This window comes from Terrisporobacter petrolearius, assembly GCF_020748185.1.
Lineage (GTDB): Bacteria > Bacillota > Clostridia > Peptostreptococcales > Peptostreptococcaceae > Terrisporobacter > Terrisporobacter petrolearius.
This window is the reverse complement of the sequence record NZ_JAHZMO010000004.1, coordinates 61,394-75,238: the sequence shown is the minus strand read 5'-3', so window position 1 is coordinate 75,238 and position 13,845 is coordinate 61,394. Positions and strand designations below refer to the sequence as shown.

At 26.2% G+C, this 13,845-nt stretch carries 13 protein-coding genes; 1 reads left to right on the top strand and 12 read right to left on the bottom strand.

Features of this window, described 5'->3' with window-relative positions:
• Position 1: 1 nt before the first annotated feature.
• Positions 2 to 187, top strand: coding sequence for a YvrJ family protein (locus K0040_RS21250; RefSeq protein WP_228107638.1), 186 nt, complete (start codon positions 2 to 4; stop codon positions 185 to 187).
• Between the two features lie 146 nt (positions 188 to 333).
• On the opposite strand, the gene K0040_RS03875 is transcribed toward K0040_RS21250, so the two are convergent.
• From K0040_RS03875 to K0040_RS03825, 12 genes are all read right to left on the bottom strand, one after another.
• Positions 334 to 864 carry an OB-fold protein gene (locus tag K0040_RS03875; RefSeq protein WP_228107637.1) on the bottom strand — a complete coding sequence of 177 codons (531 nt, stop codon included), beginning with the start codon at positions 862 to 864 and terminating at the stop codon, positions 334 to 336.
• Between the two features lie 35 nt (positions 865 to 899).
• Entirely contained in the window at positions 900 to 1,475 is a 576-nt protein-coding gene (locus tag K0040_RS03870) for a hypothetical protein (protein ID WP_228107636.1), read from the bottom strand.
• Positions 1,476 to 1,646: 171 nt separating this feature from the next.
• Positions 1,647 to 2,156: an OB-fold protein gene (locus tag K0040_RS03865; protein WP_228107635.1), complete on the bottom strand. Its 510-nt coding sequence runs from the start codon at positions 2,154 to 2,156 to the stop codon at positions 1,647 to 1,649.
• Positions 2,157 to 2,326: 170 nt separating this feature from the next.
• A complete protein-coding gene (locus K0040_RS03860; RefSeq protein WP_228107634.1) occupies positions 2,327 to 2,860 on the bottom strand; it encodes a hypothetical protein in 534 nt (177 codons plus the stop codon).
• Positions 2,861 to 2,964: 104 nt separating this feature from the next.
• Complete coding sequence (locus tag K0040_RS03855; RefSeq protein WP_228107633.1) at positions 2,965 to 3,807, bottom strand: hypothetical protein; 843 nt, start codon at positions 3,805 to 3,807, stop codon at positions 2,965 to 2,967.
• Positions 3,808 to 4,085: 278 nt separating this feature from the next.
• Entirely contained in the window at positions 4,086 to 4,631 is a 546-nt protein-coding gene (locus K0040_RS03850; protein ID WP_228107632.1) for a hypothetical protein, read from the bottom strand.
• A 38-nt stretch (positions 4,632 to 4,669) separates the two neighbouring features.
• Positions 4,670 to 4,792 (bottom strand): hypothetical protein, encoded by a 123-nt coding sequence (locus K0040_RS20650; protein ID WP_265588799.1) that lies wholly within the window; start codon positions 4,790 to 4,792, stop codon positions 4,670 to 4,672.
• Positions 4,793 to 4,987: 195 nt separating this feature from the next.
• On the bottom strand, positions 4,988 to 5,635 hold the full coding sequence (locus K0040_RS03845; protein WP_228107631.1) for a hypothetical protein: 648 nt from the start codon (positions 5,633 to 5,635) through the stop codon (positions 4,988 to 4,990).
• 15 nt (positions 5,636 to 5,650) lie between these two features.
• The gene (locus K0040_RS03840; protein WP_175487645.1) at positions 5,651 to 5,794 is read right to left on the bottom strand and encodes a hypothetical protein; all 144 of its coding nucleotides are present in this window, start codon (positions 5,792 to 5,794) and stop codon (positions 5,651 to 5,653) included.
• Positions 5,795 to 5,904: 110 nt separating this feature from the next.
• Positions 5,905 to 6,207, bottom strand: coding sequence for a hypothetical protein (locus K0040_RS03835; protein WP_228107630.1), 303 nt, complete (start codon positions 6,205 to 6,207; stop codon positions 5,905 to 5,907).
• Positions 6,208 to 6,646: 439 nt separating this feature from the next.
• A complete protein-coding gene (locus K0040_RS03830; protein ID WP_074916871.1) occupies positions 6,647 to 6,883 on the bottom strand; it encodes a hypothetical protein in 237 nt (78 codons plus the stop codon).
• 86 nt (positions 6,884 to 6,969) lie between these two features.
• The gene (locus K0040_RS03825; protein ID WP_228107629.1) at positions 6,970 to 13,836 is read right to left on the bottom strand and encodes an RHS repeat-associated core domain-containing protein; all 6,867 of its coding nucleotides are present in this window, start codon (positions 13,834 to 13,836) and stop codon (positions 6,970 to 6,972) included.
• Positions 13,837 to 13,845 lie beyond the last annotated feature (9 nt).

Here is a 13,845-nt window from a genome sequence, read left to right as displayed (position 1 = left end):
AATGGCTGATTTACAATCTCTCATAGCTAACCTTGGTTTTCCTATAGCAATTTTTCTCTATTTGTTAGTTAGAATTGAAGGTAAACTTCAAGCCCTGACAGATAGTATAAGCGATCTGTGTCACAATATTACGAATATGACCAATAAATACAGAATAAAACAATATTATTCTAAAAGCTATATATAGCAATGTTCCTGAAATAATGGCATTTACTAGCACTCTTTTAAATTCACTTGTATTATTCAGTTTTGATGATATAAAGGATGCTAAATAATTTCCCAAATAAGTAATAATTATAGAGCATAATATACATGCTAAAAAAAGCCACATTTTTAAGCTCCTCCATTCTCTAATTTTAAATATTTCACATCTAAACATAATCTACTATCATCTCTTAGAAAATTCCCATAAAAAATCATTTTATCCCCTACATGTATGCTTTCTACATATTTAATACATTTTTTATTAGCAAGTATTGCTGATGCTCCTACACAATATTTGTCATCACTTGCCATTTCTATAAATATGTCTTTATACTCATCAAATTCAATATGTGATACTGTTCCTATTAACTTTATGTATTTATCACAATATTTTTTATCAGCTCTCTCTTCATTTTCATTATAGTCATTTAACAATTTGCTCTCTTCTATTTCAATTTTTGCTTTTTTACCTTTAATAAGATTAGCCCATAATGTCAATGCTATTACAAATATCCAACTAGTATATCTTAAGATTTCCATATAGTAACCTTCTTTAAGTGTTGTAATTATACCTACTGAGCATATAACCCAAATTGCTATAGAATCTACTTTTGGGTCATTGGCGTAATAAAGTTTTGAACATCTAATTAATTTTTTCATTCTCATCCCCCATTACCTAAGCAAATATCTACTTATTATTTTGTCATATCAAATGATTTAGATATTTTTTCCATAGTTTCTTTGTCTACTGATTTATTTGCAACTAAGAATGTAGTGTTATAATCGTCTCCTTCAAAACAAATAAGGTAATTATTAATGATCTTACCATTTAATTCAAAGGTGCAAGTACTATAAGTTGCGCTATTAGAAAATGTGCAGGATTGTGTTTCAGGATATTTGAAAGGAGGTATAAATACGTTTTTTACACTTATATCATTTCCTAAGTCATAATTTTCAAAATAATACCCCTTATCATCCCCTTCATTTTCATCAAAATCTTCCTCATTTTCAGATAAAGCATCATTTGAAATTAATTCATACTGAATCAAATAAACATTACTTCCTTTTTCTTTGATAGGCTTATCAGCAAAATATAATAATCCTTTTTCTGTTTTAAAACATTTCCACTCTTTTGGAACTTTTATGGCCCCCACATTTTTTACCTTTACTTCTTTATAGTCTTTGTATTTATTAATATATTGATATAAAAGAATTGAAATTGCAGATACAATTATTATTACTATAGAAATAATAATTCTTTTTTTCTTCATAATATCTCCTCCTTTAGAGTATAATGCTTAAATCCATCTTTGTTATATGTTGTAGTATCCATAACTTTTTCTTTGGTACCTACAAAGTTTTAGCTTGTCTTATTTCCGTTTTTGTCTGTTTTATGTTAAACCTCTCCATATTGATAGAAGTAATTTACTATTTTCTTTTTATTACTTTTGCAAAATATACCACATAAAAATTCTTAGTTCATTATTTGTCCTAAATAAATCTCCATATATTGTTATTCTATCTCCTTTAGATATACTTTGTATATAATCTAAGCATTTGTTAGTTATAGAAACGCTGTTAGCAATAATAATAAATTTGTTATTCGATTCAAAAAATATGTACAAATCTTTTTTATTAGTAATTTCTATTTTCGATACTACACCTGTTAATTTTATATACTTTTCGTTATATTTTTTATCTGATTCATATACATTTTTGTTATATTCATTTAAAAGTTCCTCTGATGTAACACTAACATCCTTTTTTTTATAATAATATTTACGACTTAAAACTAATATAACTATAATTATTATAATAGATATATATTTTAAAACTACAATATCTTTATAGTTGTAAAATTCAAATACTATATAATATACCAATAATATTATTGAATATAGTATTATGTTATTTTTATTATTTATCTTCATACATTGTACACGTTTTTCCATAATATCGTCCTTATCTAATAAGATTTAAATCCATCCTTACTGTGTCTTGTAGTACCCATAACTTTTTCTTTGGTAACTACAAAGTTTTGCCTTGTCTTATTTCCACCTCTATTAAAAAATTTCCAAGTATTTTTAGGTTTATAATATCAGCATCATTATTGAATATCCTTTTAAAACTCATTTTTAAATCTATTATACTCCTCTGGAGAGATACTAATATTTTTCTGACTTCTATCATAAAGTTTAATACATAATTTTTCTCCAAAATAACCTTTATCCACATAATACGATTCTATGCTACTTATCTTAAACTTTCCATTCCACATACTTATAATAAAATTCTCACTTATATAAGAATAGGTTAGTATACTTAACAATAAAATTATTATTGATAATAATAAATAGATATCAATAATGTCATATATAAATTTATTAAAACTGTTAAATATCATTATTAAGATTAATATATTTTTTAAAATAATTAAGTATATTACACCTACCCATACTCTTTTAGGTAATTTTAAAGGCTTATATTTTAGCATTATTTTAATTCTTTTACTAATCGCTAATATTATTAAGATATATATTAAGTATTTAATGCATGCCATTATAGAAGTATTTATATATAAATTTTTTATATACACAATGACTATGATACATAATATATATGATAGTATTTTATCTATATATAATAGTTTCTTCATTTTAGAATATAACCTCCCTTTTATCTTATATAATTCAACTTTGGTAAACATCTTGTCTAAAAAAATTTTGAATTTAATAACTATTTAAGATAAAATAAATTTGTTTATTCTAATAATACATACCTTTGAATTTTCTGGTTTGTCTTTATGCCACTTTCTATTACAATATCAGTGTCTTTAATTGGAATATCATCGTCATCTTTATATATTCCTAATATGAATTGTGTTAGGTTCTTAATTTTAGTACCTGGTTTTATAACTTTATCTAACTTTTTTGTATACTCAGTATAAACCATGTCTGAATCAATATCTTCTTCAATATTAAATTCATCATCTTCTCTATCTTTAGTAATTTTAGAAGATAAAGTAGTATTAAAAGCACATAAATCACTCAAACTTAACTTATCTCCTACTAAAGGTATTTCTTTGTCTCCTTCATATCTTAAATCAAAATATATGACAATATCAGGCTCATCTTTTACAATTTTGCTAATTGTCATGTATACTCTCTTATTCTCTTGAGAGTTATCTTTTTTATATATTAAAAATTCCTGTCCTACTTTAATATTATTGTGAGTTTTTTTATATTCCAAATTGATTTGAGTTATTATTTTCTTAGACATAGGAATTAATATAAAAATAGATATGATAACTACAAATAATATTTTTTTATTTTTTTTATCCCTATCATTTATCGTTTTTAGCAATATTACGCTTATATAAATAAATGTAATTATTATACTAATAGAAAATATTAGCATTGTTACAACACTTAACTTATCATTAAGTTTTTGAATTATTAAAGTTATTCCACCTAAAAATATGTTTATATACCCTATAATTTTTATCATGTTTATTGAATTGTTGTTTTTTGATATTTTATATATGAAAATCAGTACTGCTCCTACAATTATTTGCGTTATACTCATTGATAAAACCCACTCCATAAATATCCCCCTTGTATAATCTAGTTGTAATATTTGATAGAAAACTTTCTAATAATCTAACGAACATTAACAACTTTTCTAAATTTAAAAATCTTTGACGCTTACCTTTAAACCTTTTATTTATATTTCTATGAAAGATGTTACAAACTTAGTAGTCCAATAAGACCAATGTCTATTCATTCCAATATTTCTACAAGATGAATAAACAATATCTTCTATCTTTTTATTTAACCAATCCAATTTATTAGTCGTATGATTTATAAGATTTACTCAACACCTTATAGCACCATATCTTCTAATTTATTTACTATCCTTTTATATTCATCTAGAGACATTCCTATTTGTTTTTTGCTACTATCTTTTAATTCCAAATCTAACGTTTGAATAAGTAAGCCACTATTAAAATGAATTTTTTCAACATCATCCAAATTAATTATTCCATCCGATACTGTAACTATTTTATTCCCATATAAATAGGAGTAAAATAAAACATACACTCCATATCCAGGAAATAAAAAGATTTCGATTAAAGTAAATTCTACTATATTAGTAATACTCGTCCCTACTAAAATGAATATTAGTATTATTTTAACTATAATTAAATACAAACCTGCTAAAGTTTCTTTTAAAGGACCTTTTTGACTAGGTTTATATTCAGTTACAATCTTAAATTTTCTATTAATATAAATTAACATTAGTAATTCTATAATATAAATTAATATCTTATAAAAAGAAAAATTTATATATAGCTTTCTAAATATGAATATGGATAATATTAATATTAGTAACAATAGAGCGTAATCTATGTAGTATATTTTCCTCATTAAATATCTATCTCCTTTGAGCAATTCTTATTCGTTTCTTAAGTGTAACCGAATTTTTTATTCAAAGCTACGGCACGTACTCTATCACATCCTGTAAATGTTATTTGTGGTCTACTAACAATCATAAGTATTGCTATTTTAAAAGAACCTGAAATTTTCACTAAAGAAATTACTATCCCCTATACTTCTTGTCACCCAAAGTGGACATAATCATAAGCCACTGGTGAAGTTCCATTTTGTCTAAGTCTTTTTATAGATATAATTTCTTAAAACACGCTCAAAATCACTTAATACCAGTACTATTTAAATAATAATTTTAACTATTATAAGCTCTCTTTCTCTAATAAAATATACAGTTAATTTGTCATATTATATGACTTAGCTATTTTCTCTACAACTTCTTTATTAATTGATTTGTCTAAAACTAAAAATGTAGTATTATAAGATCCATTATCAAAATTTATAAGGTAAGAATTAATACTTTTACCATTAAATTTTAATGTACAATGTTCATAATAACTACTATTGGAAAAAATATATGATTCATTATCTGGATAAGGAGGTATAAAGATATCTTTTACCCTTAACCCATTTCCTAAATCATGATTTTCTAAATAGTATCCATTATCAACATCTTCTTTAGTATTTATATCATCTGAAGCAACTTCATATTGAATTAGGTAAATCTTGCAATCATCTTCTTCAATGGCTTTATCAGCAAAATATAGTAATCCACCTTTTGTTGTGTGGCAGTACCAATCTTTAGGAACTTTTATAATTCCTATATTTTTAATATTTATTTCTTTATATTTGCTATACTCCGTAAAATATTTATATGCAAAAAACATTAATATAGAAAGTGTAGCAAGAGCTACTCCTCTAATAATCTTTCTTTTTTTCATATACTCCTCCATAATATAAATAGAATAATTATATTCATCCGTACTGTATCTTGTAGTACCCATAACATTTTCCTTGGTAACTACAAAATTTAAACTTATCATTCTTTTCAAAACTAGTCAGTTCTTTTTATAAACTTCCAACAACTGACTACAAGGTAAACTGAAGACTTCTTTTTCTTTATTTGTTATGGAAGTAGAAAGTCTGTTGTCTACATCATAAGTATTTTCTACAGTTACCTTTGTCACACTATCTTTTTCCATAGTTTGATTCCCGTTTTTGTCATAAGAGTAAACCTTATTTGATGTTTGTTTTCCATATTCTTTTATAGTTTTTACTTTACCATGTGAGTCAGTAGATGATGAGTTTACTTCTATTTATCAATTATCAAGAAAACCAATAACATAATTAAGAATAAGTTTAATATTAAATCCCCCCAACTTATTTTCTTTTTTATTAAATTAGAACAAATATTAGTAATTATTAAAAGAATAAGTAAAACTATTAAAATAATCTTTCCAATAATACCTCTATAATCAGTTATATTGCAAAAAGTCAAAAATACAGACCCAATTGTCCAAAGTATATTATGATAATACTCCATTTTATTTTTTGATTTCTCAATACTTGAACCAAACAGAAATATACCAAATATTGAAAATATAATTAATGACATCAATCTCCTCCTATATGTACTTATATACAACAATCTCCTATGTCTATTAACAATAATCAATGTACATAGGAGGTTACTCTACCTTAAATTTTTAATTTATATACTTGTAAACTTTTAACTTGTCTTATTTCTATCTTTATCTGTTGTATATAAAACTACTCCATCTTGATAGAAGTAATATACTACATTACTTGCTTCTTTCTTCTGTATTTTCTACTGTTACCTTTGTTACTCTGTCTTTTACCTTAGTTTGATTGTCTTTTGAAATATATTTAAATTTTTTAGTTATATTTGTATCAAAACTTCCAACGTCTTTTGATTCTACTTCAGCCCTAATACATTAGTTGCATCGTAACTTATATGAATCCGGACCTTTATTATTTTAGTTGTATTACTTCCGTCACTATCAATATCTTACTTATTAAAATAAACATACACTTTATTGTTTATATCTTTTTGATTTAGAACCAATATAAGTAATTATTATTAAAATAATTACTACAGTCCCAATAATCTTTAGCACATTACTTCTACTACCAGTTATATTACAAAACGATAGTATACCAAAAAAAATTGTTGCAAATATATTATGATAATATTCCATTTTATTTTCTGATTTCTCAATTCTTGCAGCAAAAAAAAATGTATAAAATATTGAAAATACAATTAATCCCATCAGTTTCCTCCTATATGTCCCTATATACAACAATCTCCTATTTTTATTAACAATAATAGGAGATTACTGTACCTTAAATTTTTAATTTATATAGCTACGAAAAATGTTACAAACTTAGTAGTCCAATAAGACCAATGTCTATTCATTCCAACATTTCTGCAAGATGAATAAACAAAATCTTCTATCTTTTTATTTACCCAATCTAATTTATTAGTCATATGATTGAAAAAATTCAATCCACCTCTTACCCCACCATATTTTATTGCTGTATTTTTAATTTTATTCGTATAGTAAAAAATTTTTCTTACAATCTTAAAATATTTTTTTCTATATTTTTTAGGCAACTTTTTACCTATCTTATACAAGTTTTTAAGGGTACATTTTTTTATTGCTTTTTTCACCATAGATCTTAAAATAGATAGTTTACCATGCCCACTTGGATCTGTATAATTTATAGGATTATTAGCACAATAAGCATATAAATGTAAAGTATCCGGTTCATTTATCTCTCCTCTATAAGTGTCCCTCGTTATAAACCTTCCGTTTTTCGGATCATAATATCTAGCATTCAAATAATACAGTCCTGTACTTACATCATAAATAGCACCTGTATAACAAACTTCATTAAAGAAAGTACTATCCCCTATACTTCTTGTTACTCCAAAGTCGTCATAATCATAAGCCACTGGTGAAGTCCCTTCTTGCCCTACTACACTTGTTGTGCTTCCTTGAACGTCTTTGTTATAAGTATAATACTTAAATCCATCCTTGCCATATCTTGTAGTACCTATAACATTTCCTTCAGTACCTACAAAGTTTTGACTTGTCTTATTTCCACCTTTATCTGTTGTGTATAAAACTACTCCATCTTGATAGTAGTAATTTACTACATTGTTTCCTTCTTTCTTCTGGATTCTCTTACCGTTTCCGTTGTATAGGTTTTCTTGATTTACAACTTCTTCTTCTCCATTTGTTGTTATGCAAGTAGAAAGTCTGTTGTCTACATCATAAGTATTTTCTACTGTTACCTTTGTCACGCTGTCTTTTTCCATAGTTTGATTTCCGTTTTTGTCATAAGAGTAAGCCTTATTTGATGTTTCTTTTCCACCTTTATTTTCTTTAGATGATGTCAACTGATTCAGCTCGTTATATGTATAACTAGTTGTTGCACCATCTTTTGTCATTAATTTTCTATTACCCACTTTGTCATATTCGTATGTCGTATTACTTTTCTTATTTATAGATTTGTTGGTAACTTCAGTTTTTGTAAGTCTTCCTAACTTATCATAAGTATATTCTTTTGTTTCGTTTATTTTGTCTGAGTCTTTTGATGGATAGTTATTTACTGTTGTTTTTGATAATATATTATTGTTTTTGTCGTAAGTATAAGAATAAGATTCCATAACCTTGTCTAAACTACTACTATCAGCATATTTCATAGATGTTACCCTATCAAATACATCGTAGTTATATGTTTTTAATATATAATCTTTGTCAAAGTTTCTATATTCTTTTATAGTTTTGACTTTGCCATGTGAGTCATAAGTATAGTCTCTGTAGTTTGCTTCTCCTATCAAAAAGTTTCTTTTATTTTTTACTTTTATTTTCATTAACCAACCATAATCATTGTATTCAAATTTTAATCCTTTTACTTCATCATCTGAATCTATGTAGTTAATGTCTGTAACTTTATCATTTGCATCATAAGAATAGCTTATTTTGTTTTTGTTTATTATAGACTGACTTGGTGTAGATGACGAGTTTACTTCTGAATAACTTGCAAGTCTATTTAAATCGTCATACTCATAATATGTATAATGATAGGATACTGGATTATTGCCATCCATTTTGTAGTCTATCATTGATGTTAGCTTGTGATTGTTATCATATTTATACTCTGTAACTAAAGTACTTTTGTCATCTTCACTACAATATGTTACTTCTGTTAGTAAATTTCTTTTATTGTATTTATATTCTTTATATTCCCCATTAGTAAATATCTCTTTCTTTTTATTTCCTCTCGAATCGTATTCAAATTTTGTCGTTATATTGTTTGATTGTCCTACGTCTTTAACTTCTGTTTGTAATCCTGCTGCATTAGTTACATTATAGCTTATATGATTTAATGCATCTGTTATTTTAGTTGTAGTACTTCCATCATTTTCTATATTATAATCTATTTTTGTAAAGTTTGGATTACTATCATTTTCTTTGTAGTCTAAAGTAACTTTCGTTGTTCTTGATGAGTCATCGTAATCATATTTAGTTGTTACTTTATTTCCATCTGTTACTTTCGATTCATTACCTTTTTCATCGTAAGTTTTTGTTGTAATTATAGAATTATTACTTACTTTAAATTTACCATTTTCAATTGATGGATTTTCTATATTGGCATTATTTTTTCCATCTTCATTATATAAAGACAAAGAAATTTTTCCTTTTGATAAATCTTTTATATTACTTCCTATTACAAATGTTGTAATTACATTTCCTTTATTATCATAAGTATAGTCTGTATATATACCGTTTGTTTTTTCTCTTACAGTATTTCCTGACTTATCTATATATTTTTCACTAAATAGTACATTATTTACATATGTTCTTTCTATATAAATATTATATAATGACTTTTTTCCTATGCCTGTATTTATAGTTACGTCTCCATAAGTGTACTCATTTGTTATTTTTTTCATTATATTATCATTTTTAGATATTTCTGTTGAAGTAACTCTATTTAGTTTATCAAATTCGTGTCTTTTTGTTATACCAGAGCTATCTGTTTCACTGACAATAGTTCCATTTTCATTATATGATTTTGTTTCTATTTTAGGTGTTTCACCTGATTCATCTGTAGTAGTTGTTGTTTTTATAACTCTACCTAAAAAATCATATTCATATTGAATAGTTTCTAATTTACCTGTTTCTTTATCTGAAACTGTTGTTTCTATGACTCTTCCCATGTTGTCGTATTTATTTTCATTTTTACTCTCTAAATCAGCACTTTTTTCTGTTATAGTTTTTTCATTGCCATGTACATCATAATCAGTTGTTATATCTGATTTTACATTATTAGAATTTGTATTACTTAAATCTTCATTTTTTATTGATTTATCAAGTATATCCTTATTTTCTTCATCTGAGCTATCAGTTTTGCTAATATCATTTCCTGATATAAGCGTATTGTTTCCATATTCATCATACTCGTATTTAGTTTTAGTACCATTTACAGTATCTTTTTCTAATTCTATTTCTCCTAAATTTGTATATTCATATTCTTCTTTAGATATTGTTTTATCACCATTTTTAGTAATTACTTCTTTCGGCTTACTTTCTGTATAGACACCTCCATAAGTATATGTAGTTGTATTTCCTTCTTCATCTACTTCTTCAACCACATCTTCGTTTTTGTTATATTCCGTTTTAGTCTTTACTTCTTTAGTTTTAAACTCAACAACTCCATTATTAACCTCTTCGTATTGTATTTTTTCTTGTGTTGAAGTTACTAAAAGTTTATTGTCATTATTATCATAAATTAAACATTTAACATTTTCTGAAGCATCAGTTTCCTTTGTTACTTTTCCAGATTCTTGATCAAATTCAGTACTTTCAGTATACATTTTTTTGTTACTTTCATTGCTTTTAGTCATAGTCGTTTCTGTATTACTTACATACCCTATGTTATAAGTTTCTCCATTTGGATATGTTACAATATTAGCTTTGTTATTACTATAACCAATAGAGTATAAGTTGCTTTTTGCATCTTTTATACCACTCAAATATTTATCCTTGTTATACTCAAAGTTATAACTTACCTGTTTATTTCCTAAAGAATGCTTAAATTCAGTCAAATAATTATCATTATAATCATAAGATAAAATACTTTTGTCTGGTAATGTTATTGAGCTTAATAAACCTGATTCTTTTCCTTCTTCTGATTTATATTTCATCTCAATAGTTAATCCACTATTACTCATAACTGTAGTTAATCTGCCTTTATTATCATAGTTATATAGCAAGAATGTGTTATATATTTTTTCTTTATCTTCTCCTGATTCGTTCACTGGATTTGTTATTGCCACTAGTTGACCATTTTTATTGAATCTATATATATTATTGTCTTTTGTTGTCATTTCATAATAATCGTTTACTTCATAGACTTTTGTATTTCCAGCACTATCCTTTGTCTCATATTTTTCAATTTTATCAGTTTGAACTAGTTCATAGTCTTTAGTTTCAGCACAAGTATAATTTCCTTTGCCATCTCCTTTAAACTTAAACATAGAACCATCACTATCTCTAAAAATTATTTCTTCATCATTGCCTGTTTTATATAACTCTTTATGGAATGAGTCACTCCAACCTACACCAAACATATTATTTATTTTAGACTGGCTATTATAGTTTCTTTGCAAATCAAAAGATACTTGTGATGATGGAAGTTCTATATCTTTTTGTGAATAAGTTAAGTTTCCTTGACTTTTTTCAATAGTTCCATCTCCATTTGGTGTTTGGTATGAAAAATAACCTAAGTATTCTTTACTTCCAAGTCTTTTAGTCCATTCAGATTTATCACTAATTTCAGATTTTATAGCTGAAGTTATTATATTAGTATCTTCTTCTTTTCCATTAGTTGTTTTTATAACTTTAACTTTATAATAATATGGTTTTTCATCTCCAACTAACATATCATAGCAATATAAATCCTTTATGCCTGATGCTACTATACTTTTATCTGATGGTGTAAAATCTTCTGTTTCACCTCTATATACTTTATATGAAATATTACCTGGTAATTCTTCAGCCATATTCCATGCTATTAGTGTCTTTCCATAGTAATTTGTAGTAGATAAATCACTAGGAAGATATTTCTTTAAATCCTCATTCTTATCTTTAATGTAATATGTCAATGTCTTTATATCACTTGCATTTCCTGATTTATCCATAGCTCTAATATTGATTTTATAAGTTCCTGCTGATGGAAACTTTGATGCAGGTAACTTAAGTGAACCAGATTTTTCTGCTTTGGCAACTGTATAAGTTCCTCCATTTACACTATATTCAACTTGTTTAAAATGAGTATCCTCAGCATTTGACCATGTTATAGTTGGTGTAAAATTTTCTGAAGGATTTGCTTCAGTTGAATTAGGAGATATGGATACACTACCGAGTTTTGGTTTTGTAGAATCAATATGGAAAGTTGCTCCTTTTCCAGTTCCTGCTATACCTCCATTATCAATACCTCTTACATATATTCTATAACACCCTTCTTTTAATTCTTTTATTTTAGAAATATCACTGCTTCCGCTAGAAGTAGCCCCTAATTTAGGACTCTCTGCGTATTTAAATATATCTGGGCCTACAGTAGCATCACTATCTTTATAACTTGCAATTCTATACTCTACTCTGTTTAGTGATTTAGAACTTATACCTGACCAATTTAATTTAAATGTTTGACCTACCTTTAAATAACTACTTGATAGAGTTACATTACTTGCCGTAGTTGGTCCATCATAGTACTCAACTGTAAATTTAGGTCTAAGAGCAGAATTTGAGTGTCTAGAGCCAAAGAATCTAGAATATTTTCCTTTTGAATCACTTTCATCAGAGGCTTTAAGTAATAAACCATTGTCACTTATTTTTTTACTTGCAACCTTTCTTGCATAACTAGTTATATTCATAGTTAAAGCTTTGTATAATGTTCCTGTAGATTTTACCGATCCATACTCTCCATCGCTAGTACTATAATTCGGTCTACTATTCCATGTTACATTTTTTTCATTCCATTTTTCAGTCATGCGATAAGCTTTTATTATATTCGCTGACTCATTTCCACTAGTTTCATACATTGTTAAGGTTGCTTTTGCCACATACTTATTGTCAACAGTATCAGCTAGTTTTTTTCCTTTTACCAGAGCTCTATTTACACCTTGGCTACCCCTACCTATTGGAAATGCTGTAGTTCCACCATCATAAAAGTTTATACCACCATATTTACTTCCACTTATTATATATGTATCTATTATATTGCTATCTCCTGACCAAGTAATTGTAGGGTCTATTTTTACTGGGTATTGTCTGTCTTTACTATTTAGATACTCCTTGTCAACTGTCATAGTTAATATATATGTATTCTTTTCTCCTTCTTTTTCCTTTATGTCATAAGTTATATCTTCACTATACGCCTTGTTAGTGGTATCATTCATAAATGGTGCATCAATACTACCTACTACTTCATCGTTTTTTTCATCTATAAACACAATACTTTCTTCAAGCTCGCATTTTTTAGGTTTAGAACCATTTAATTTTATTTCATATTCAAAAACATTTGATTCTGGAATTTCGTTTAAAATTATATTTTCTTTTATTCCATTATCTTGTGAAATATACTCTAATTTTGTTTTATCATCTTTACCTTCATAGACCGCTTTAACTGGTAATTTTACTTCCTTATCATATATATCTAATACATTTTCATCCTCTAATTTTACTTTTTCTGTTTCACTATCTTTTGGAGCCATTGTAATTTGATAATTATTATTTTCTAAAATAACAGGTGTCTCTTCTGATATTGTATTAGGTAAGTAATTTTTTTTATCACCTTTATTATTTTCATATTTGTAATCTGAAATATCTGTATCGTTATCTGTTTTTTTATCATCAATTTTTATTAACGATGGATCATAATCAACTAATTTACCTTTCTCTTTAAATCTAATATTACTGTCATAAATAACTTCCTTTTTCTTTCCATCTTCAAATTGATATATTGTAGAACTTTCTGTCTTTTTGATTACTTTTTCTGATTTACTACTTACGTCTTCCTGATTTGCGCTTTGAATTGCTTCAGTAACACTTTTAAGTTCCTCAGCAAATACCCCCATTGGCAAATACACTAATGTCATGCATATCGCCAAAATGAAAGAAATCAACTTATTAATTTTCTTTTTTTTCATGAATATCCC

Coding starts and splice junctions, on each gene's coding strand:
- K0040_RS03840 (WP_175487645.1), bottom strand. CDS start 5,794: ATGGAAAAAGATAGTGTGACAAAGGTAACTGTAGAAAATACTTATGAT.
- K0040_RS03835 (WP_228107630.1), bottom strand. CDS start 6,207: ATGTCATTAATTATATTTTCAATATTTGGTATATTTCTGTTTGGTTCA.
- K0040_RS03870 (WP_228107636.1), bottom strand. CDS start 1,475: ATGAAGAAAAAAAGAATTATTATTTCTATAGTAATAATAATTGTATCT.
- K0040_RS03855 (WP_228107633.1), bottom strand. CDS start 3,807: ATGGAGTGGGTTTTATCAATGAGTATAACGCAAATAATTGTAGGAGCA.
- K0040_RS03850 (WP_228107632.1), bottom strand. CDS start 4,631: ATGAGGAAAATATACTACATAGATTACGCTCTATTGTTACTAATATTA.
- K0040_RS21250 (WP_228107638.1), top strand. CDS start 2: ATGGCTGATTTACAATCTCTCATAGCTAACCTTGGTTTTCCTATAGCA.
- K0040_RS03825 (WP_228107629.1), bottom strand. CDS start 13,836: ATGAAAAAAAAGAAAATTAATAAGTTGATTTCTTTCATTTTGGCGATA.
- K0040_RS03875 (WP_228107637.1), bottom strand. CDS start 864: ATGAAAAAATTAATTAGATGTTCAAAACTTTATTACGCCAATGACCCA.
- K0040_RS03830 (WP_074916871.1), bottom strand. CDS start 6,883: ATGGGATTAATTGTATTTTCAATATTTTATACATTTTTTTTTGCTGCA.
- K0040_RS03860 (WP_228107634.1), bottom strand. CDS start 2,860: ATGAAGAAACTATTATATATAGATAAAATACTATCATATATATTATGT.
- K0040_RS03845 (WP_228107631.1), bottom strand. CDS start 5,635: ATGATAAGTTTAAATTTTGTAGTTACCAAGGAAAATGTTATGGGTACT.
- K0040_RS03865 (WP_228107635.1), bottom strand. CDS start 2,156: ATGGAAAAACGTGTACAATGTATGAAGATAAATAATAAAAATAACATA.